Genomic DNA, 21261 nt, shown 5'->3' with positions numbered 1-21261 from the left:
CAAAATGAAGATAGTGAATCCAAATAATTGGCTTCACTATCCGTTAATCATCCTTAATTCTCTTCATTATATAAATGACAAGCAACTCTTATTCCTTCTACTTCTTTCATTTGAGGCTTAACCGTTTTACAGGAATCCATGGCATGGATGCATCGTTGATGAAAAGAACATCCACTTGGAGGGTTGTCTAGGGATGGTAACTCCCCATTAAGAATGACACGCTCTTTCTGTTCGTCTGGATCCGTCTTTGGTATAGCAGAGATTAATGCTTGCGTATATGGGTGCAGAGGCTTTTTAAATAATTGTTCCTTATCTGCAATTTCTACGATTTCCCCTAGATACATCACACCAACTCGATGTGCGATATGTTCTACTACACTCAAATCATGTGAAATGAATAAATATGAAAGACCTAGTTCTTCTTGTAAATCTTGTAACAAATTAAGAATTTGAGACTGAACTGAAACATCCAATGCTGAAACGGGTTCATCAAGAATTACTACCTTTGGTCTTATAATAATCGCTCTTGCAATCCCAATACGTTGGCGTTGTCCACCAGAAAGTTCATGTGGATATCTTGATAAATAGCTTTCAGATAGTTCTACTAAACTAAGAGTATCTTTAATTAAATCATCATGTTCTTTCCTTGGAACACGATTGGCTATTAATGGTTCAGATAAAACTTCTCTCACTGTCAGTTTTGGATTTAAGGAAGCCATTGGATCTTGAAATACCATCTGAATATCCTTACGAAATTTATTCATTTCTTTTTTACTAAGTTTAGTGATATCTGTTCCTTGAAAAATTACTTCCCCACTTGTGGGTTCAATAAGGCGTAATAAGCATCTGCCAGTTGTTGATTTTCCACAACCGGATTCTCCAACGATCCCGAGGGTTTCCTCCTGATTTAGATTCAAGCTAACACCATTTACTGCACGTACATATTGAGGAGGCTTAAACAAGGATTTATTGGTCTTAAACTTTTTTTCTAACTGCTTCACTTGTAAGAGGGGGGCTGTCATACGAACGTCTCCTTTTGTTGTAACAACCAACATCTACAAGATGTTTGATCATCAACTTCGATAAGTGGTGGAAGGCTATTTCTGCATATTCCTAACACCTTTGGACATCTGTCAGCAAAACGACAACCTTTTGGATAGTTGTCAGGAGTTGGAACTTGACCTGGAATCGATTTAAGACGTTTCTCGCCTTTAGATTGATGAGGAGTGGATTGAATCAAACCGATTGTATAAGGATGCCTAGGATTACGCAAAAGTGTTCTTGTATCCGTTGTTTCCACAACCTGTCCAGCGTACATAACCACTACTCGATCACACATCTCTGCTACTACTCCAAGATCATGTGTAATAAGCAAAATCGACATATGTAAGTCATCTTTTAGGGATTTAAGTAAAGCTAATATTTGAGCTTGAATTGTTACATCAAGTGCAGTGGTTGGTTCATCAGCAATTAAAAGTGATGGATTACAAGATATAGCCATGGCAATCATGACACGTTGCTTCATTCCTCCCGATAAACGGTGTGGGTATTCGTGATAGATGGCTTCTGGACGTGGTATTCCAACTAATTGTAATAAATGTACAACCTTTTCCTTCAAATTTGATCCAGTTAATTTTTGATGCTTTTGAATCACTTCGCCTATTTGGATTCCAATCGTTAAAACAGGATTAAGAGATGTCATAGGATCTTGAAAAATCATAGATATTTCGTTACCTCTTATTTTCCTCATATCTTTTTCAGTTTTATCTACTAAGTTACTATTATTAAATGTAACGCTGCCACTAGCAATTTTAGCCTTTTTATCTAATAGCTGAAGGATCGAAAGTGAAGTCACACTCTTTCCACAGCCCGATTCCCCAACTATACCTAGTATCTCGCCTTTTTTTACAGTAAGGTCAATGTTTTCAATAATCTTAAGCGAACCATGCTCACTTTTAAATTCCGTGGTAAGGCCTCTTACTTCTAGTACATTAGACATAATCGCCCGCTCCTTCTCGTTACCTTGATGCTTTTGGATCAAATACATCTCTCAAAACATCACCTAAAAAATTAACAGAAAACACAACTGCTGTAATCGCTAGACCAGGAAATGTAGCTAACCACCAAGCGTCATTAATATATTGTTTCCCCTCACTGAGCATGGTTCCCCATTCAGGAGTCGGCGGTTGGGCACCGAGTCCAATGAAACTAAGTCCAGCTGTATCTAAAATGGCAACTCCGATAAATAAAGTTGTATAAACAAGTAGAACCCCAAAAATATTGGGTAAAATTTGTCTTCTCAAAATCCAGCTATTTGAGCTTCCTATCGAACGACTTGCTTCGACAAAATCAGAAAATTTCACTGTCAATACAGCACCTCTAGTTAATCTAGCAAAGCCCGGTATTGAAGCGATTCCAACAGCAATCATAGCATTTGTAAGGCTTGGGCCTAATATCGCAACGATGGCAAGAGCTAAAACAATACTCGGCAAAGCTAACAATACATCCATGATCCGCATTAAAATATTATCAACAAGCCCTCCAATATATGCACTAATTAACCCTATAAACGTACCAGCCACTAAAGTGATACCTAAAGCCAGTGTGGATACAGTTAAAGTAACGCGAACTCCATAAACTAGCCGCGAAAATACATCCCTTCCTAAAGAATCCGTTCCAAAAATGTGCTCCTTATTTGGGGCTTGTAAAATGGCATCATAGAAAGGCTTCTCAGGATTAAACGGTGCAATGAATGGAGCAAAAATGCCAATTAAAACAATTAATAGTAAGAAAATTAGACAGTATTTGGCCCGCTTATAGCTAAGAACTTTATGGAAAGTTGTGAGTTTAATAAGTTTAGGTTTCCTACGTAGAGTGGGAGCCTCAATTGGTTTATATGCCTCACTCAATTTCGCCATTACCCTTCACCCTTTTCATTCAATTTAACACGTGGATCGATTAAACTGTAAACGATGTCTACTAATATATTAACGCTAACGTAAACAGCTCCCATAAATAAGACAGTCCCCTGAATCATCGGAAAATCCCTCGACATAATCGCACCAATGGAAAGTGTACCTAAACCTGGCCAATTAAAGACTTGTTCGATAATCACCGTACCACCAAGCAGTGCTGCTATTTGCAATCCAATGACAGTAATGATTGGAATAAGCACATTTCTAAAGGCATGGCGAAATAATATATGACGTTCCTCTAGACCTTTCGATCGTGCAGTACGAATAAAGTCATTTGATAAAACCTCCACCATGCCATTTCTAGTTAATCTACTAATCATAGTAGACATGACTACTCCTAAAGTAATAGCAGGTAGAATGAGTGATCTGAGTCCAGTTCCATCAGCTATAGGAAACCAGCTTAATTTCACCGAAAATACTAAAATTAATAAGATTCCTAACCAAAAGCTCGGAATAGATACGCCTAATGTTGCTAGGCCGGTACAAAATGTATCGATTATCGTATCTTTGTATTTCGCTGCTAAAATACCCAACGCGATTCCAATAATGATGGCAAATCCCATCCCAGTTGCTGCTAACTTTAATGTTTCAGGGAAACGATCTAAGATTTCAGTCAATACCGGTCTACCGGTTTTCAAGGATGTCCCAAAATCGCCGTGAAAAACATTACTAATGTATTGTAAATATTGAACCAAAAGGGGCTTATCCAGCCCCAAATGGTGTGTTAGTTTTGCTACTTGTTCCGGTGATGCATTTAAACCGAGCATTATTTTGACTGGATCTCCAGGTATCAAGTGTATTAGAAAAAATGAGAGGATCGAGATACCAAAAATAACAATGATGGCTGAAATGATCCGGTTTAGAATGTATTGAGTCATTACTTACTCACCCAACTGTCATTTAAAAGTATATTCGTTGACTGAAGTTTTATATCATGTACTCTCTTATTGACAATATAAAACAATTTAGGAGAATAGACTGGCACCCAGTAGGCATTTTCAACAATCAACTTTTGAGCGTCAGCATAAATTTGCTTTCTTTCCTCAGCATTGGTAGTTGTTCTGCCTTTTTCTAATAAAGCATCAAGCTCTGGATTTTTCACTCGAATGTGATTTAATCCACCAATTTGACTTGAATGGAATAGCATATACAGAATGTCAGGATCAGAATAAGAATAACTTAAGAAAGAAAGATCAAATTCACCTTTAGATGCTTTTTGGATTAGGGTTGCTGTTTCCATTTGCTTAATATTAATGTTAACGCCTATATCCTTTAACATCGCTTGAACGATTTGTGCAGCTTGACTTTGTGTACTGTAGACTGAAAGGTCAAACTCTAGTTTCTTTCCGTTTTTCTCCATAATACCTTGACTATTTTTACTCCAGCCTGAGCTTTCTAATAGTTTGATAGCTTCGTCTTTATTGTATTTAATGCCATATTCTTTCACATTCGGATCATATCCAAAAATAGAAGATGAAAGTGGTCCATATGCTGCTGTTCCTTCACCATTAAGGGCTGCTTTAATGATGGCATCTTTGTTAATTGCCATATTCAATGCTGTTCTCACATTTTTATCCTTTAACAATTCGTTATCAAGATTCATCTCTAAGAATAATCCTAGCCCTTGTTGATCAGCATCGAGGACTTGGAACTTATCATTCTTGCGATATCTTTCAGCATCTTTTGGAGCTGCATTTACTAGGACATCAATCGAGCCACTATCAAGAGCAGCAAGCATCGTTTGTGGATCCGTAATAAATTTATAAACTAATTTATCTGGGTAAGCCTTTCCTTTATTTGCAAAAAAGGATGGCGCCCAATTATAATCACTATTTCGATCTAATGTAACAGATTGTCCCGTTGTCCATTTCTCAAACTTCCAAGGACCAACTCCGACAGGGTTCCTTCCATAATTAGCTCCATCCTTATTGATAGCGGATACAGATAATGGCTGTAAAAACCCAGTTGTTAAGTTATTTAAAAAAGGTGCCGATGGTTGTGTCAAATCAACGACTAGTGTTTGATCGTCTGGAGTCGAAACTGATTTTACTCCTGCTAAAAAGCTAACTAATGGTGCACCAGTGGCAGGATTTAACATACGGTCAAATGTTTCTTTAAATGACTTTGATGTTAAAGGCGACCCATCATGGAATGTAACACCTTGACGAATTTTAAACGAAATCGTTTTACCACCATTTGATACTTGGTAGCTTTCTGCAAGACCTGGAGCTATTTCATTGGTTTTTGGGTCAAGAGTTAAAAGTGTATTTCCTAAACGATTTGAAATTTCATCTGCTGTACTCATTGCTGTTTTTTGAATATCAAGAGTATCTGGTTCTTGCGAAAGCCCCACTGTAATCGTTCCACCTGTTTGTGGTGCAACTGAAGTGTTTGTCGTATTTTTCTTATTATTCGTTGATGCTTGGTCAGTAGAATTACATGCAGTCATTGCAAAAATAGTAAGAACGCTCACTGATAACAGTGCGAATCTTGGGAATATTTTACGTGCAGTTTTTGTACGCAATCGACTAGCCTCCTTATTCCGTTTTTACTAATTGTCTGAATCCAAATACACAACGAATAATTTTTCCTTCTTCGTCTCTTTTAAATTGAATAGAATATTCATCTTCTCTCATTTCAAATAAGAACCAATCTTCCTCAATCGGTTTTACGAGCGAGTCTACCATCCCTTCCATTTGAGCGCAAAGTTTTCCTTCATCATTGATAGAAAACTCAACCTTACCTCCCTCACCTGAAACATATTTCCCTACATATTCTTGTAATTGATCTACATTTAAATGTATTTCCGACATGTTTAAGTGTGAAGATCTTAATGGTTTTTCCAAATAATCTGCAAAGGCACTATTTAAAAGTTTCTTAGAAGGAACGCCTATTAAATTAGCATTAGAAAAACCAGTTAAACCTAACTCAGGGATAATATTCAGTTGAGCTGATACCCCTTTAATAGAACCACCATGTTCAACAAGTTTATATCCATAGAAATCTGGATGAATCATTACTCCGTAACCATAGAATTCAGTATATCCGCATTGGATATAAGGAGTAGTCATGGCTTCAACACTCTCAGGAGTCAAAATTTGAGCATCTCCTACTTTGCCTTCATTTCGGAAGATTTCTGCATATTTCAGCATATCGTTCACGGTTGATTTTAAGAATCCTGCTGCACGCATCGATGGTGCATCCCATGGGTTATTTGACTCAAATACAATCGTCTCATCATCTTTTTTTCTAGAAGCATATAAATTTGAAATATCTTCGTGCCCTTCCAATTCATGAAGATGGAAGACACTATTCTTCATACCAGCAGGATCTAATATAAAATCCTTCATGTACTGCTCATAAGTTAATCCGCTGACTCTTTCCACAACAGCTCCGAGTAAAGCATAACAGTCATTAGAATAACTAAATTCAGTACCTGGAGCACCAAGCAGTGTATATTCTCCCTTAGCAATCGATTCCATTAATTCCTCGTATGTAGCAATGAATGGAACTTCAGGAGACTTTTCTTCCGTTTTCTCGTCATCAAATTTCGGATCTAATGCTAGCGTTTTACTCATAGCACCATAAAGACTTGGAATTGGAGGAAGCCCTGCTGAATGCGTCATAAAATGGTGGAGAGTCATCTGTTTTGTATATTCATCATTGCTTGTTTTAAACTCTGGTAAATATTTAATAATAGGATCCTGAACTGATAATTTCCCTGCCTCTTGTAATTGGAGAATTGCTACACAAGTAAAAGATTTAGTTACAGAGCCAATTCCAAGTACTGTGTCAGAGGAAAGGGCTAATTCATTTTCTTTATCACGGTAACCGAAACCGCTTTCATAGAAAAGTTCACCATTTTTTGCTAGACCAATAGCATACCCAGGAATTTGATACTTCTCTACTATTTCATTACAATAACCTTCAAATTCTTTTACTTTTTTCAAAACATTGTGTCCCATTACAGCACTCTCCCTTAATATTTTATTAAACCTAAAATTGGTTAACTTTAGGTGTGACTACTAGAATTTAAGTTACTCTATGCTGGTGATCGATTTTCAAATGAAAGGGTAGGAACATTACATTTACTAAAGTAAGATTTTTTAGGGGGTGGATTAGTTGATATGTTAGATTAGATGATTAGTTGAAGATTCAAGTTGTATGATCAAAAGCTGATTAAACCTGTAAGTATTTCTTTAAAAAAGTAAACACTTCATTTTTACAAATTATAAAGTATTTCCTTTTGACCTATTATATAATTACTTAGAATTTCTAGTCAATTATATTTTCTGACTTTTCGAAATTTTAAGTTTCCACTTTATAATTCGATTCTTGAAATACATTTTTTTCGACGCAATAGTAATCTAACGCCTCTCGATTAATGTCATAACCGATACCAAATTTCTGTGGTATATGAATAACTCCCTTGTCTACGATTACCTCAGGATCAATAATATCTCGCTCCCAGTAACTTGCTGAAGCAGCCGTATCTCCTGGTAAAATAAACTGATTTAATGAGGTTAAGGCAATATTATGGGCACGTCCAATGCCTGCTTCAAGCATACCTCCACACCAAACGGGAATTCCTTTCATTAAACAATAATCGTGTATCCTTTTGGCTTCAGTCAGTCCGCCAACACGCCCAATTTTAATATTAATAATTCGGCAGCTACCTAATTCTATTGCTTTTCTAGCATCTTCCAGTGAATGGATACTTTCATCCAAACAAATTGGCGTTCCTAGTTGTTGCTGCAATTTGGCATGGTCAATAATATCATCATGACTTAACGGCTGTTCAATCATCGTTAAATTAAATTCATCAAGTTTTTTTAATGTCTCTATATCAGATAAAGTATAAGCAGAATTTGCATCAGCCATCATTGGAATATTTGGAAATTCCCTTCTTACTTCTTTTAACATATCGTAATCGGAACCCGGTTTTATTTTTAATTTTATCCGTTTGTAACCAGACTCGACATGAGACTCCACCAATTGAAGAAGCCCTTTTACTGTTGGCTGTAGACCGATACTAATTCCAACATCGATTTGCTCCTTATTTCCACCAAGTGCTTTATAGAGCGGTAATTTTTGTCGTTTAGCATATAGATCCCAAACTGCTCCTTCTAATCCAGCCTTTGCCATATTATTTTTTCTAATGGGTTGGAAACGTTCAGATACTTCATCAGGATGATGAATAGGTGCCTCAAATAATAATGGAATGAGAAAATCTTCCATAATATGTTTATTCGTTTTAACCGTTTCCTCACTGTACCAAGGACTCGAAAAGGCCACAGATTCTCCAAATCCAATGTTCCCTTCCTCATCCTCCACTTCAATGATATAAAACTCTTTATCCTGAAAGGTACCAAAGCTCGTGGTGAATGGAGCATTTAACTTCATGTTTAATCGGTTCAGCGTAATTTGCCGAATTGAAATTGGACTATAAGTCATTCTAAAACCTCCTATGAAAGTGAACTGGTTTGTAAAACCCTTTCACTTTGTTAATAAATTCTTCTAAAATTACCTCCTAATATCGCTTTGATTTCGACTTCCTTATACCCTCGATTCATTAGCTCTTCGATAAAAAGAGGTAATTGGTCATGTCCATCGATCACATCAAAGGGCACTCTTGGCAAACTTGCTAAATCATCTGGTGATAGGTATTTCATAAAGTCATTACAAAGGTCTAACCCTATTCCAACATGTTCAATTCCGGCTACATCCACAAGATGATCTAAATGATTAACGAGCTGCACAATGTTACTCTTAGAATCTTCTTCCGAAACTAGCATACTAGCAGCATTAAGCCCAATTACGCCATTTGTGGAAGCAATTGCCATCATTTGTTCATCCGTCAAATTTCTCATTGTTGAACAAACCGAACGTGCGTTGGAATGGGAAGCAATAACTGGCGTTTCACAAATTTCAATGACATCCCAAAAGCCTTCATCATTTAAGTGCGATACATCAATTGATATACCTAGTCTTTCTGCCTCTTTAATCACCTTAACTCCAAAGCTTGAAATCCCCCCCTTTCTTCCTTCAGGGACCGGCTGAAAGAAACTCCCATCCCCTACTGCATTTCTCCTGCTCCAAACCAGTCCCAGATTGCGAACCCCTAATTCATAAAAAACTCGTAATAAACTAAGATCTGTTCCGATTGGTTCTGCTCCTTCAAGGGAAAGTAAGAAACCAATCTTTCCTTGTTCCTTTGCACGATCCATGTCAGCTCCGTTATAACAGATCATTAATTTATCAGGAGACTCTTTCACTTCTTCATAAAGCGCACTTACTTGACTTAGTGCTTTGCGAAGTGCCATTTCTGGTAAAAATACACTGTCTATAAAAATGGAAGCGATAATGACATTGATCCCGCCTTTTACAAATCTAGGGTAATAATCTGTTTCAATTACTTTCTTTCTTCCCTTTTCCCGTTGGATCTGAACATCCATTAAAATATCAAAGTGCCCATCAATTGTTAATGCACTATTTCGAAAATTAACCACAAAAAATCTCTCCTTCTGAAAAGAGTTTGAAAGCTTAAATTGATAAATTTCCACGTTTTTCAAAAATATAATAACTTACTCTTGCGTCTGGATTTCGGATAACATCACTAGCAGCAAAGTCATTTTCACACAAGATTTGGAACCATTTTCTTGTTTTATACCGCCACTCCTTCGCAAGCTCAGGTTGTTTATTTTTTATTTGTTGAAAGTCTTCAGGTATTGGAACAACATAAATATCTTCCGTTAAATTGATTTCATATTCCCTACTAATTGTCGGAAAACCAAAGTTATCAAGCTTTGTTTCTACTAATGGTTTGTACCCTTGTACGTCCACCCTACTTGGGGCCTTACATACATGATCACTACGAATCCACCACTCTACTAAAAAACGATCAGTAGGCAGTCCTTTGTTTAGTGAGTCAGTCATCTCGCCATAATGATTTTCGATGTAGGTAGCACCAATCCCCTTTAGCTTATTTAGGTTTAAGTAGGCATTAACACTCTCTAATGGATCAAATGTCCAAACAATCAATGAATAGCCCATTTCTAAGGCATACTTCCGCTGTGCCTCTTTCAATTTTTTACCTAATCCACTTTTTTGATAGGTAGGTAAAACCCCTAGCATATGGGAGCATAAATAGGATCTACCATCCATATACCCTGGAAAGCTATATTGAAACCCTATTAATTGATTTTCATGAAAAGCTCCTAAAATCAACCCACCATTATGAGATGCTGTGTACGTTTGATGGATGGGTATTGGTGACATATTCCACACTTCTTTTTCAATTTGTTGAATGGATTCTATTTCAGTAATATCCTCCAATCGTTTAATTTGAAACATTTTCATACCCACTTTCTTTATAAAATTAAGAGGAAGGTGAAGGTACATCTAATAAAAAGATAGCCTTTATTCCCCAAAGAAATGGTGCAAATGAAAATTCTCATATTCCTTTGTACGCTTCATAAACTGATCAGAATTTTTCACTACTACTCCTCCAAGTAAGGAATTCATAAGAGAAAAAACAGCCGGACTAACATCCAGAGTTGACTTGATCGGTAGCTGCACTGTAAATAATACATCAGTATACTCTCGAATTGGTGCAACCTCTGAATCCGTAAAACTAATCACAAACGCACCTCGCAACTTCGCCTCCCTAGCCATATTAATTGTTTCTAATGCGTACCGATGGAAAGAAAATGCCACGAATGTACTATTTTCATTCATTTCACCCATGCGTAAAACAATATCATCCGTATCTGGTCTAAACATCCTAACATTCCCTCGAATGAGTTCAAGCGCAAACGAAAACCAATGTGCCATTGCATGGGAAGAACGGGTACCAGAAACAAGGATTCTTTCAGCTTGACTTAATCGTCCTACTGCCAAATTAAAATCCTCTTCGTTTAGTCCTTCTGCAGTTTGCAAGATTAATTCTGCGTCCTTATGCATCATTTTCCTAGAAAAATCTCGATCCATATCCATCTTGTTTTTCACGGAATGATATTCGACTAAACTGCTTTTACGATTCAACAGTCGGCTCTGGATATCCCTTTGTAATGGACTAAAGCCACTATAGCCTAGAGCATGACAAAATCGAATAACAGTTGTTTCACTTACATTAATCTTCTGCCCAACTTGAACACCTGAGTCCATCGCGAAGTCTTCTGGGTTTGCTAAGAAATATTTCGCGACCTTTTTTAATCCCTTCGAAAAGTTATCAAACTCATCTTGAACTTTTTGTTTTAATTCTTCCATTACTAATCTCCCATTCATTTATGAAGGATATCCTTTTTTTTTATTATATTAAAGCTTATTCTTTTATTCAAGATAAAATTCTAAATTTTCAAATAAATATACCATTGCTATCTTTGGAACAATTCTAGTTGTCTACGATAGGTTAAAATAATCCATTTAATTTATTACTCTAGTGAAGTTCTATCAACAATTACCTATCATTTTGTTAAATCTCAAAAAAGCTCAACTCTTTTTGGTTAGAAATGAGCGTTTAACAATTTCTGATTATATAACAGTATGATTAGAACAAAAAAGGACTAACCAAAAGTTAGCCCTCAACATTATATTGCTATTTTTACAGCCAGATCATCCATAATATTTAGTATAAAAACTCATATTATTTCCGTGAAAATATTTTGAGACTTGTTTTGATAAAATACTTCATTTTTCATCTACTCCACACCAATCTAGTAAAGTGTGGGCAATTACCTCCGCACAACGAAATAATTCATCTAAATCAATGTATTCATTTGGATAATGTGCAACCTTCGTTTCCCCTGGTCCAAACACAATAGTAGGTATTTGTTTTATTTGTGTAAATAATCCGCCGTCCGTCCCCCATGGAGAGGCTTCAATAATCGGTTCATTTTTATAAACATTTTGATAGGATTTCTTCAGCGATTCCATAAATGGATGACCAAGATCGATACTACCTGGTAACCATCTTGCTCCGAAAAATTCAATCTCAACCGGATTTTCAATAAACCAATCATCCATTAATGAGAGTGTTTTAAGCCACCTCGTTATTTCAAGTTTAGCTTCTTCGATTGTTTCATTTGGTGAAACACCTAGCCTGCCCTCAAGAGTAACTAAATCTGAGACAGAGGAGGGCCAAGTACCCCCATTTATTTTTCCGATATTAATTGGAATTGGAATTGGCACATTTTTGTATAGTGGATCATCTAGTAATCTTGTATTTCGAACTTTTTCTAATTGATTTATATGATTAATAACCATTATACTTTTTTCAATTGCACTAACACCTTCATACCTCGTTCCACCGTGGGCAACTTTACCTTTTACTTTTACTCGAAACCAAACACTGCCTTGTTGTTTCGGAAATATTTTCATTTTAGTTGGTTCTGGAATAAGGACAGCATCTGCTTCGTATCCTCGTAATATTGTTGCTAGCGTACCTGCCCCTCCACTTTCTTCCTCAATAACACTTTCAAAATAGAGATCGCCTTTAAGTGGAATATTACATTTTTTTATTGCCTCAATCGCAAATAATGCAGCAACATTTCCGCCCTTCATATCTGTAGTTCCCCTACCATATAATCGGTTGCCTATGATTTCACCGCTATACGGATGGCGCTCCCAACTACTTATTTCACCTTCAGGAACTACATCAATATGTCCATTTAATATAATCGATCTTCCATTTCCTGTTCCCTTTAAAATTGCAACTATATTCGGACTGTCTTCAAATGAAGTTCGTTCTGAAATAAAATAGGATGATTTAGTTAATTCCTCAATTGACGGCTCAAAGCGATCAATCACTAATCCAAGATTCTGTAAATAATTTGTGATAATTTTTTGTGCACCAGCTTCATTTCCTGAAACACTTTTTTCCCGAACAAGATTCTGAAGTAATTCAATTGCTTTGTTCTTATTTTTATGAATGTAGTCATTAATTTTAGTTTTCAAATCCAATTTTGATCACTCCCAACGATGAACAATAACATTTGGGTTCACAAATAGTGGGGCACCAGTTTTCTCAATCACATCGCTGACTAAATATGGAGACATTACTTCATTTAACCAAAGTTCTCCACTTTCTTTTTTAACTTCAATTACGGCCATTTCAGTAATGATTAAATCTACGCAACTTGGAGATGTAAGAGGAAGTGTACATTCAGAGACTATTTTAGGGTCACCATTTTTATTAGTATGGTTCATTAAAACAATTACTTTTTTTGATTTTTGGGCTAAGTCCATTGCTCCACCAATTCCTGGCACTCTTTTACCAGGAACAATCCAATTTGCTAAATCACCACTTTTACTGACTTCGAGAGCACCCAGTACAGTTAAATCTAATAAACCTTTTCGAATAATTGCAAAGGCTATGCTACTATCAAAATAACTGGAACCTGGAATTAGTGTTACAGGTAATCCTGCAGCATTACATAAATTCTCGTCTTCTTCACCTTTTTGTGGAGTTGGCCCTAAACCTAACACGCCATTTTCTGCATGAAACATTACTTGGCAATCATCTGGTAAGTAATTTGGGATCAGTGAAGGAATTCCAATCCCAAGATTCACAATCATACCGCTCTTTACTTCTTTTGCTGCACGTTTTGCCATCATTTCCCTAGGATTTATTTTTCCCAAACCCACTTCCAATTCACCCCTTCCGATTGAACGATGTGGTTAACGAAAGCGCCAGATACGATAATTTCTTCAGGTTCTAATGCGCCTAAAGGAACAATTTCATCAACTTCTGCAATTGTAATTTTCCCGGCCATTGCTACATAAGGATTCGTATTGCGAGCACTTTTATCAAAAACTAAATTCCCAAAAGGATCTGCTTTCTTCGCATATACAATTGAAACATCTGAAATGAGAGGAGTTTCAACTAAATACTCTTTTCCAAATACATTCACTCTCTGTTTATCAACATCTATTACACTATCAATCCCAATATCTACTAAAACGCCACCTAATCCAACTCCACCCGCTCGAATTCGTTCGATAAATGTACCTTGAGGACTAAACTCTATTTCTAACGTACCATCAGTCATTTGCTTTCCAGCATTCGGATTTGATCCAATATGCGTTGTAATCATTTTTTTTACTCTTTTAGCCGTCACTAATTGTCCGATCCCAACATCAGGAAAACCCGTATCATTTCCAATTAGAGTAAGATCTTTCACACCTTTTTCTAAAATGCTCCTTATTAATGTTGGTGGGTTACCGATTCCTCCAAACCCACCGAACATTAACACCATATCATCTTTAAAATAAAGCAAAGCTTCTTCAATACTAATGATTTTCCCGAAAGTATTGATTGCCATTATTCGATCTCCTTCGCTTCTTGATTTAGCTCATTAAATACTTCCTTTAATAAAGTTAGCAATTCATTTACTTGCGCATCAGTAATGACTAAAGGTGGAGAAAGCAAGAAACTATTTTCAGATCTTCCATACGGACCACTAACAGATGGATAGAGTAATAATCCATGATTTTTAGCGATCTCAATTACACGATTTGTTACACTTTTACAATCAAAGAAATCTTCATTTATTTCTATACCGATCAGTAGTCCTTCACCCCTGATATCGAATAGAAAAGGATACTCTTTCTGCCATTCTCGTAATTTTAATTTAATCTTTTCACCTTGTATTTTAGAATTTTGTACTAATCCATTTTTTTCGACATAGTTTAAAACAGCTAAAGCTATACTTGCAGAGAGAGGATTCGCACTAAACGTATGTCCACTCATAACAAGTCGACTGCCTTCTAAAATAGGTTGCATTACACGATCACTTGCGATTGCTGCAGCAATTGGCGTATAACCAGCAGCTAATCCCTTACCGAGGACTAATAAATCGGGCACACAATTCCAATGATTCATTCCAAACATTTCTCCAGTTCTACCTATTCCCGTCATTACTTCGTCGGCAATAAGTAGCACATCGTGTTTATCACAAATTTCTCTAATTTTTTCATAATATCCTTTTGGAGGAGTTAACCCAGCACCTGCCGCACCAACAATCGGTTCAGCTATAAACGCCGCTACATTTTCAGAACCTAATTTCTGAATTGTACGATCAAGTGCAGTCGCACAAAGTAAACCACAATTTCCAGACTCTAATTCAAATGGGCACCTTTTACAATACGGCGCTTCAACCATTGGGTAATCCTCTAGTAAACTAGTAAAACGTTTCCTCCTAAAAGGATGCCCTGACATAGATAAGGCTCCGATGGTGATGCCATGATAGCTCATGCTTCTTGATATAATCTTCGTTTTCGTATGAATGCCTCTTTCTTGAAAATGCTGTATTGCCATTTTCATAGCTGTTTCAGTTGCTTCAGTCCCACTATTAACAAAAAAACTCCAGTTTAAATCTCCAGGTGCTAGCTGACCTATTTTTTCAGCTAATTGTTCTGCTGCCTCACTCGTAAACTGTGATCTATAAACAAACGCCACTTTAGACGCTTGCTTTACCATTTCATCAATTATTTCCTTTACACCATGACCAATACTTGCCGCAACTGCACCCGAAGAACCATCAATATATTTCTTTCCTTGCTTGTCCCATAGGTAGATAGTTTCTCCTCGATCAATTGTTGGATAACGATCGCCTACAAGCGGTTTTATTAAATAATCTCTTTTAGTCATACTACCCCACCATCTTTCACTTAAATCTCATTACTATATATATAGTTGAAAGCCCATGAAGTTAGACTAATGAAAAAACAATAGGGTTTACTTCGAATAAAAGAATGAGCTGTATGGATGAAAGATTGAATAGAATAAGGGGCGCAAAAACAGGTTAGTATGACGTTTTAAATTGACTAGCAAAATGTTGATTGCAACTGAAAAAGACCACAAAAATGTGGTCTTAATTTTTCTTTATGCAGCGAACGAATACATTAGTTTACAACGAAGCTATTAATCTATGTTAAAGGATTAAAAATTACAGGAACATCTAATTCAATTTGAACTTTTTTTGCCAATAATGCTCCCGTTTGATTATGTTTAAGTTTCTTATCCTCTGGTAGTGAAGGTGCCTTAAATAAATCTACTGAATTTTGATATTCAAGTACCCATGATCTTAATTCTCTAGCTAACTCTTCAGAAATTTGGAAGTCATCAATATCAAAATTCCAATTACACTTTGCACACCAAATAGGGTCAGCAAAATCTGCTTCTACTCTATATAATTCATTATGACTACATTTACTTTTACAAATAAGAAATATCTCCTTTTATCTTTAACTTTAAAATTTCTATTTATATTCGATTCTTTGTAATATTTAGTGCTGAAATTATCGCTTTTTTATAGCTTTGATCATCGAAGTAAAATGGACCTAAATCTATCTTTCTTTCATAATCATTAAGACAATCACCCAAATAAAAATCTTTCCAAATAACTTTGTTATCAAGTAAATCTATTTATCCACAGTCTAAGTCCCCACAATCTGGACAAATTAAGATTGGAATGCGATACCATAAAAGTTGATGTGGTTTTTCAAGTAAAAAGTACTTGATCATATCTCTTTGAAATTCAACTCACTCCCCAACCTAAACTTGGTATGAATTTATATTTAATTAATTTTTGATAAAAAGAAATACCATCAATGATTAGATCATTAAATTCAACTTCTTTGTCATTAATTATTTCTTTTCGATTTTTAATTTCTAAAATGTTTAATTTATTCATCATTACACCACGGTTTAAATCTATTTTTTATAATATCTCCAATTCCTGTGTAGGGATTATCATGTTTCCGACCTTCGATCAAAGTATGCATAGATGAAACTATGAATTTTATCAAGTATTTAAAAAACTTTATTCTACAGTCCTAAATAAAAAAAGCTTTGAGAAAATTCCTCTCTTAGCTCTTTTTTCTATAATCATCTAAGCTGTCTCTATGAACAGCTTCTGTTATTTTTTATTTCCGAATTTCATCATAAAATAATAACTAGCTCTAGGGAATACAGAGTAAATTTTTGCTCCAAATCCCATCCATGAAGGTAGATCGATTTCATGTACATTATTTCCAATTAAAGAAATAACTTTCGAAGCAACTTTTTCAGGGTCCAGCATCATTTTACGAACGGACTTAGCATACGATCCTGACTCATCTGCGATATCAAAAAACGGTGTATCCATCGGACCTGGATTTATATTCGTAATATAGATACCGTCTTTTTCAACTTCCTGTCTCAAAGCGTTACTAAATCCTAGTACTGCATGCTTAGAGCCTGCATATGCTGCAGCCTTCGAAGTTGCAATCTTACCAGCTAAAGAAGCGATATTAATTATATGTCCCTTCCCTTTTAGCTTCATAGACGTCAGGGCAAGCTTTGAACAAATCATAACTCCAAATACATTCACATCAAACATTTGCTTCATATCTTGAAGTGACATTTGTTCAACTGTTTGAAATAGACCATACCCTGCATTATTTATTAAAACATCAATTCCATCAAATTGCTCCTCGATTTGGTGAAATGCATCGTATACTGCATTTTCATCTGTCACATCGACAACAAAATAATGACATTTAACTGGAAAATCTTCTTGTATTTTTGCCTTTAAGTTTTTTAGCTCTGTTTCTCTTCTAGCAATTAGGACGATATTAGCGCCTTCCTTTGCTGCCGATAAAGCTAAATCTTTCCCAAGGCCACTCGAAGCACCTGTTATTACTACCGTTTGGTTACTTAACCTCAAAAATTCCCACCTCTATTATTGGCTGACTGAATGCTCATTCGTTTTATACTCAAGTATACCATCATTTCGTTCATTTAAACTAATAAAACCTAAGTTTTCCAGGTAGTCTAATTGACCAATTGTTTCAGATAAAGTAAGTGAAAGTTGCTTTTGATAAACCTTTGGAAATAACATTTGGCAAACTTCATATGCAGTTAACGGTTGTTTTTTTATCATTTCATATACTTTTTCAGCTCTAGTCTTTTGCTTTTCTAATCTACTTTTTACTAATCCTTTAATATCTGTAACTGGCTCACCATGTCCAGTATATAATTTTGTAATCGGTAGTTCTGCTATTCTTTGTAAAGAGTGATTGTATTGTAGTAATGGCTTTACACGTTCAGTTTCACCATTTAATGGAGGCTCAATGATTGGGTTAGACGAAACCTTATCTAATAATAAATCTCCACCGAATGCAATGCCATCATCCTCACTAATTAAAGAAATGTGAGAAGTTGCATGACCAGGTGTGTACAATACTTTCAATCCAAAAATACTATCAATTATATCGCCTTCATCTATAATATGTGTTAATGAACGCTTACTAGTATATGGCATTTTCTCAGTCGTACGTGGCATTCTTTGAACATATTCCGCTGGAACACCGTATAATATTGCATTTTCAATAAAATACTCATTATAGTAATTTAGGAATGATTGTTCCTGAGTTAAATACGGAATATTTCGTTCATGGCCTAAAATTTTCACATCTTCATTAAACTCTTCCAATAATCCTGCATGGTCTGGATGATGATGAGTTAAAATGACTTGTTCAATATCTTCTAGTTTATAACCTATTTTATTTAATTCACCTTTAAGTGCATCTAATGTATCTGGTGTATTCGTTCCCGTATCAATTAATGTCAATAAATCTCCTTCAACTAAAAAAACATTTACTGTATTCATAGCATAAGGTACCGGGAGTGTAATTTGGTAAATCTTATCTTCAGGGATCATGTTTATTCCTCCTTATCTGAATCTTCTTACAGTTAATTCTAATATACATTTTAAAAAATACAAACAAAGATGTATTAGAATTTTACATTAACGTAAAATCAGAATCTAGAAATCACAAAAGAACACGGGGATCCGTAAAGGTATTAATCGTTACAAAACTAAAAAAACTTCCCAATTATTTCCTTTATTCTTAAAATTTTGCCTGTACCTAAAAATTATTTAAAAATATTTTTAATAAAATATATAAAAGCAATATGTCAACAAGGAATATAGCATTTATTTCTCTAATATAAATATCTATTACAATAGAGGTGAGGTGAATGTAATGTTTCTAGGAAAAGTTGCGTTTATTGGTGCAGGTAGTATCGCAGAAGCATTAATTGCAGGATTAATTGATAGTGGGTATATTGAGAGTGATCAAATTGCAATCACTAATAGGGAGGATTTGGAGCGTTTAGATAGTTTACATACGAAATACGGTGTATTAGCTACTACTAACCGTCAGCTAGCAATCTCTGGTTCAAGTGTTATTTTTTTAGCGATTAAGCCTAAAGATGTTGCAGTCGCTCTTGATCAAATTAAACATTTTTTCAATGAAAAACAATTAATTATTTCCTTAGTTGCAGGTGTTTCAATCAGTACAATTAAGCAGTTACTAGACAATGAAAATCTAAATATTGTTCGTGCAATGCCAACTACGTCTTCACTCGTCAGAAAATCTGCTACAGCACTTGCTTATCCAGATGAAGTTCCTTTTGAAAAAGTGCAAACAGCAAAAAGATTATTTGAGCGTGTTGGTATTGTCGCTAAAGTTGAAGAAGATGAATTACATGCAATGACTGGATTATTTGGTAGTGGTCCAGCCTATATATATTATGTCATTGAACAATTTGAACGAGCTGCAATGGCACTAGGGATCCATCGTGATATTGCCAAACCATTTATTCAACAAACTTTAATGGGTTCGATTTCAATGCTTCAAGAAACGAATAAATCTCCATTGACATTGAGGAAGAAAGTTACAAGTCCAAATGGTACTACTCAAGCTGGAATATCGGTGCTTGAAGACCGTGAAGTTGCTAATTCATTTTTAAATTGCTTTATTGAAGCAACTGTTCGATCACGTGAGATCCAAGAGGAATATGAAAAAATTAATAAAATTTAATCAGCTTGTCATGACTCTCTTCTTTAGGTAATAAAATGATACAGGTAACTGTGTTGTCCTAAGGGGGAGAGTTTTCTGATGAAAATAACAAACAGTAGAGTATTACGAGCAAGTATTAAGCGTATTCTCATCACAATTGCTTTAATCGTCACATTAGTATTAATTGTTGGCTTTCTAACAATCAGTTATGTTGTTGGCAACTCAATGGTAGAAGCAAAGGGCAATCCACTTAGCTACCCTCAAAAAGTATCAACTCTCCTACTATTAAAATTCGATTCATTAAAGAAAGATAAAGAATCAAATCATGAAGTACATAAAAAGCTAAATTAAGGGTTTAACTACGTCCAAGGGTATCAAATAGTACAAAACAAATTAAAAATAAGCTTATTAAATAAAAGAGCAAGGGACAGTATATTGATCCCCGCTCTTCTTTTTAATCATTTTTGAGTAGCATGACTTGTTGCAACTTCTTCATGCATAATATGAAACTCTTTTTTAATGATTTCTTTCTTCAACTTAATATAGTCGTCTTCGCTAATAGTTGGTGGTAGCGTAATTAATATTCTTCTATAAACCGAATCACTATCTAGTGTAATACAACTCTTCAAATTAGAATATTTATTTACAAGCTTAGCTAATCTTGCTAATGCACCTTCATGTTCCATCGTACTAACAGTTAATGAGTAACCGCCATCCTTCATTCCCCATGCTTCTTCTAATAATTCAAAAACTGTTTTATGCGTTAAAATTCCTACAAATTCATTTAGATCGTTTACTACTGCTAAATATGGAAAACGTTTAATCGTAAAGAATATTTTGAAAAATGGTGAATCCTCCTGTATAGGTGGACATTCTTTACGAACAAAATCATTTACTGTTTTGCCTTGCAAAGAATCGTTATCTACTAAATACTCAGCTAAATCAACACGATAAAGATTTCCAACATACTCTTTATCGTTTTCACTTAAAACTGGAATACATCGATATTTTGTTTTCTTTAAAAGATCCCATGCAAACTGCGCCTCAGTCGAAACCATACAATGAACTACATCATGTTTTTTTACGATATTTCCTTTAATTCTCAATAATAACCCTACTTTCAAAATTTATTTTACTAATCAATCTTAATTTTTCTCTTTTAATAACACATTTACTAGAGATAAAAACTCCATTAAGTCGCATGATTTGATTAAAAGCATTGTTAACATAAATAGATTCGATTCAAGCCCTTCATCCCAAAGATTGAATTCTAAAAACCTCCTTATACGCTCCTCAGTGTTGATCTTTTGATGTTTATTTATGGGGGAATCTTACGGAACTTACGTTAATAATTAACAATGTCTTTTAAAACGATCTCGAAGCCTTTCATAATAAATAAATTCGCCCTTTCTCAAAATGTACCTTTTTTTGTTTCATT

At 35.2% G+C, this 21261-nt stretch carries 20 protein-coding genes; 2 read left to right on the top strand and 18 right to left on the bottom strand.

Going from position 1 to position 21261, the window contains the following annotated elements:
* Nucleotides 1–53: 53 nt before the first annotated feature.
* From ACFVR2_RS03910 to ACFVR2_RS03830, 17 genes are all read right to left on the bottom strand, one after another.
* Nucleotides 54–1022, bottom strand: coding sequence for an ABC transporter ATP-binding protein (locus ACFVR2_RS03910; RefSeq protein WP_387359082.1), 969 nt, complete (start codon nt 1020–1022; stop codon nt 54–56).
* Nucleotides 1019–1999, bottom strand: coding sequence for an ABC transporter ATP-binding protein (locus ACFVR2_RS03905; RefSeq protein WP_387359080.1), 981 nt, complete (start codon nt 1997–1999; stop codon nt 1019–1021). The genes ACFVR2_RS03910 and ACFVR2_RS03905 overlap by 4 nt, the downstream gene beginning before the upstream one ends.
* A 19-nt stretch (nt 2000–2018) precedes the next feature.
* Nucleotides 2019–2918, bottom strand: a complete 900-nt coding sequence (locus ACFVR2_RS03900) for an ABC transporter permease (RefSeq protein ID WP_387359078.1) — start codon at nt 2916–2918, stop codon at nt 2019–2021.
* Nucleotides 2918–3853, bottom strand: coding sequence for a nickel ABC transporter permease (gene nikB, locus ACFVR2_RS03895; RefSeq protein ID WP_387359076.1), 936 nt, complete (start codon nt 3851–3853; stop codon nt 2918–2920). The genes ACFVR2_RS03900 and nikB overlap by 1 nt, the downstream gene beginning before the upstream one ends.
* Nucleotides 3853–5499: an ABC transporter substrate-binding protein gene (locus tag ACFVR2_RS03890; protein ID WP_387359074.1), complete on the bottom strand. Its 1647-nt coding sequence runs from the start codon at nt 5497–5499 to the stop codon at nt 3853–3855. Before ACFVR2_RS03890 ends, nikB begins: the two co-directional genes overlap by 1 nt.
* 13 nt (nt 5500–5512) lie before the next feature.
* The gene (locus ACFVR2_RS03885; protein ID WP_387359072.1) at nt 5513–6940 is read right to left on the bottom strand and encodes a serine hydrolase domain-containing protein; all 1428 of its coding nucleotides are present in this window, start codon (nt 6938–6940) and stop codon (nt 5513–5515) included.
* A 343-nt stretch (nt 6941–7283) separates the two neighbouring features.
* Nucleotides 7284–8429: an o-succinylbenzoate synthase gene (gene menC / locus ACFVR2_RS03880; protein WP_387359070.1), complete on the bottom strand. Its 1146-nt coding sequence runs from the start codon at nt 8427–8429 to the stop codon at nt 7284–7286.
* Between the two features lie 50 nt (nt 8430–8479).
* On the bottom strand, nt 8480–9484 hold the full coding sequence (locus ACFVR2_RS03875) for a dipeptidase (protein ID WP_387359068.1): 1005 nt from the start codon (nt 9482–9484) through the stop codon (nt 8480–8482).
* A gap of 34 nt (nt 9485–9518) precedes the next feature.
* Entirely contained in the window at nt 9519–10328 is an 810-nt protein-coding gene (locus ACFVR2_RS03870) for a GNAT family N-acetyltransferase (protein WP_387359066.1), read from the bottom strand.
* Between the two features lie 66 nt (nt 10329–10394).
* On the bottom strand, nt 10395–11243 hold the full coding sequence (locus ACFVR2_RS03865) for a MurR/RpiR family transcriptional regulator (protein ID WP_387359064.1): 849 nt from the start codon (nt 11241–11243) through the stop codon (nt 10395–10397).
* 420 nt (nt 11244–11663) lie between these two features.
* A complete protein-coding gene (locus tag ACFVR2_RS03860) occupies nt 11664–12935 on the bottom strand; it encodes a peptidase (RefSeq protein ID WP_387359062.1) in 1272 nt (423 codons plus the stop codon).
* A gap of 6 nt (nt 12936–12941) precedes the next feature.
* Nucleotides 12942–13589 carry a 3-oxoacid CoA-transferase subunit B gene (locus tag ACFVR2_RS03855; protein WP_387360438.1) on the bottom strand — a complete coding sequence of 216 codons (648 nt, stop codon included), beginning with the start codon at nt 13587–13589 and terminating at the stop codon, nt 12942–12944.
* Nucleotides 13590–13600: 11 nt separating this feature from the next.
* Nucleotides 13601–14296 (bottom strand): CoA transferase subunit A, encoded by a 696-nt coding sequence (locus ACFVR2_RS03850; protein ID WP_387359060.1) that lies wholly within the window; start codon nt 14294–14296, stop codon nt 13601–13603.
* A complete protein-coding gene (locus tag ACFVR2_RS03845; protein ID WP_387359058.1) occupies nt 14296–15624 on the bottom strand; it encodes an aspartate aminotransferase family protein in 1329 nt (442 codons plus the stop codon). Before ACFVR2_RS03845 ends, ACFVR2_RS03850 begins: the two co-directional genes overlap by 1 nt.
* An 889-nt stretch (nt 15625–16513) precedes the next feature.
* The gene (locus tag ACFVR2_RS03840; protein ID WP_387359056.1) at nt 16514–16669 is read right to left on the bottom strand and encodes a hypothetical protein; all 156 of its coding nucleotides are present in this window, start codon (nt 16667–16669) and stop codon (nt 16514–16516) included.
* A gap of 225 nt (nt 16670–16894) precedes the next feature.
* Complete coding sequence (locus tag ACFVR2_RS03835) at nt 16895–17683, bottom strand: SDR family NAD(P)-dependent oxidoreductase (RefSeq protein ID WP_387359054.1); 789 nt, start codon at nt 17681–17683, stop codon at nt 16895–16897.
* A gap of 15 nt (nt 17684–17698) precedes the next feature.
* Entirely contained in the window at nt 17699–18679 is a 981-nt protein-coding gene (locus ACFVR2_RS03830) for an MBL fold metallo-hydrolase (RefSeq protein ID WP_387359052.1), read from the bottom strand.
* A 325-nt stretch (nt 18680–19004) separates the two neighbouring features.
* On the opposite strand from ACFVR2_RS03830, the gene proC reads away from it, so the two are divergent.
* Both proC and ACFVR2_RS03820 read left to right on the top strand, forming a co-directional pair.
* Nucleotides 19005–19844, top strand: a complete 840-nt coding sequence (gene proC / locus ACFVR2_RS03825; RefSeq protein WP_387359050.1) for a pyrroline-5-carboxylate reductase — start codon at nt 19005–19007, stop codon at nt 19842–19844.
* Nucleotides 19845–19922: 78 nt separating this feature from the next.
* The gene (locus ACFVR2_RS03820) at nt 19923–20174 is read left to right on the top strand and encodes a hypothetical protein (RefSeq protein WP_387359048.1); all 252 of its coding nucleotides are present in this window, start codon (nt 19923–19925) and stop codon (nt 20172–20174) included.
* A 107-nt stretch (nt 20175–20281) separates the two neighbouring features.
* Here the strand turns inward: ACFVR2_RS03820 and cbpA are convergent, their stop codons facing one another.
* Complete coding sequence (gene cbpA, locus ACFVR2_RS03815; protein WP_387359046.1) at nt 20282–20929, bottom strand: cyclic di-AMP binding protein CbpA; 648 nt, start codon at nt 20927–20929, stop codon at nt 20282–20284.
* Between the last annotated feature and the right edge of the window lie 332 nt (nt 20930–21261).

It is taken from the genome of Gottfriedia sp. NPDC057991, assembly GCF_042886615.1.
In the GTDB taxonomy this organism is placed as follows: Bacteria; Bacillota; Bacilli; order Bacillales; family Bacillaceae_G; genus Gottfriedia.
This window is presented reverse-complemented; position numbering and strand designations above follow the sequence as displayed.

Bases quoted from the DNA above. Each gene is read 5' to 3' on its own strand.
- ACFVR2_RS03870 (WP_387359066.1), bottom strand. From the start codon at position 10,328: ATGTTTCAAATTAAACGATTGGAGGATATTACTGAAATAGAATCCATT.
- ACFVR2_RS03885 (WP_387359072.1), bottom strand. From the start codon at position 6,940: ATGGGACACAATGTTTTGAAAAAAGTAAAAGAATTTGAAGGTTATTGT.
- proC (WP_387359050.1), top strand. From the start codon at position 19,005: ATGTTTCTAGGAAAAGTTGCGTTTATTGGTGCAGGTAGTATCGCAGAA.
- ACFVR2_RS03855 (WP_387360438.1), bottom strand. From the start codon at position 13,589: ATGATGGCAAAACGTGCAGCAAAAGAAGTAAAGAGCGGTATGATTGTG.
- ACFVR2_RS03845 (WP_387359058.1), bottom strand. From the start codon at position 15,624: ATGACTAAAAGAGATTATTTAATAAAACCGCTTGTAGGCGATCGTTAT.
- ACFVR2_RS03865 (WP_387359064.1), bottom strand. From the start codon at position 11,243: ATGGAAGAATTAAAACAAAAAGTTCAAGATGAGTTTGATAACTTTTCG.
- nikB (WP_387359076.1), bottom strand. From the start codon at position 3,853: ATGACTCAATACATTCTAAACCGGATCATTTCAGCCATCATTGTTATT.
- ACFVR2_RS03900 (WP_387359078.1), bottom strand. From the start codon at position 2,918: ATGGCGAAATTGAGTGAGGCATATAAACCAATTGAGGCTCCCACTCTA.
- ACFVR2_RS03905 (WP_387359080.1), bottom strand. From the start codon at position 1,999: ATGTCTAATGTACTAGAAGTAAGAGGCCTTACCACGGAATTTAAAAGT.
- ACFVR2_RS03910 (WP_387359082.1), bottom strand. From the start codon at position 1,022: ATGACAGCCCCCCTCTTACAAGTGAAGCAGTTAGAAAAAAAGTTTAAG.
- ACFVR2_RS03830 (WP_387359052.1), bottom strand. From the start codon at position 18,679: ATGATCCCTGAAGATAAGATTTACCAAATTACACTCCCGGTACCTTAT.
- menC (WP_387359070.1), bottom strand. From the start codon at position 8,429: ATGACTTATAGTCCAATTTCAATTCGGCAAATTACGCTGAACCGATTA.
- ACFVR2_RS03840 (WP_387359056.1), bottom strand. From the start codon at position 16,669: ATGAATAAATTAAACATTTTAGAAATTAAAAATCGAAAAGAAATAATT.
- ACFVR2_RS03820 (WP_387359048.1), top strand. From the start codon at position 19,923: ATGAAAATAACAAACAGTAGAGTATTACGAGCAAGTATTAAGCGTATT.
- ACFVR2_RS03850 (WP_387359060.1), bottom strand. From the start codon at position 14,296: ATGGCAATCAATACTTTCGGGAAAATCATTAGTATTGAAGAAGCTTTG.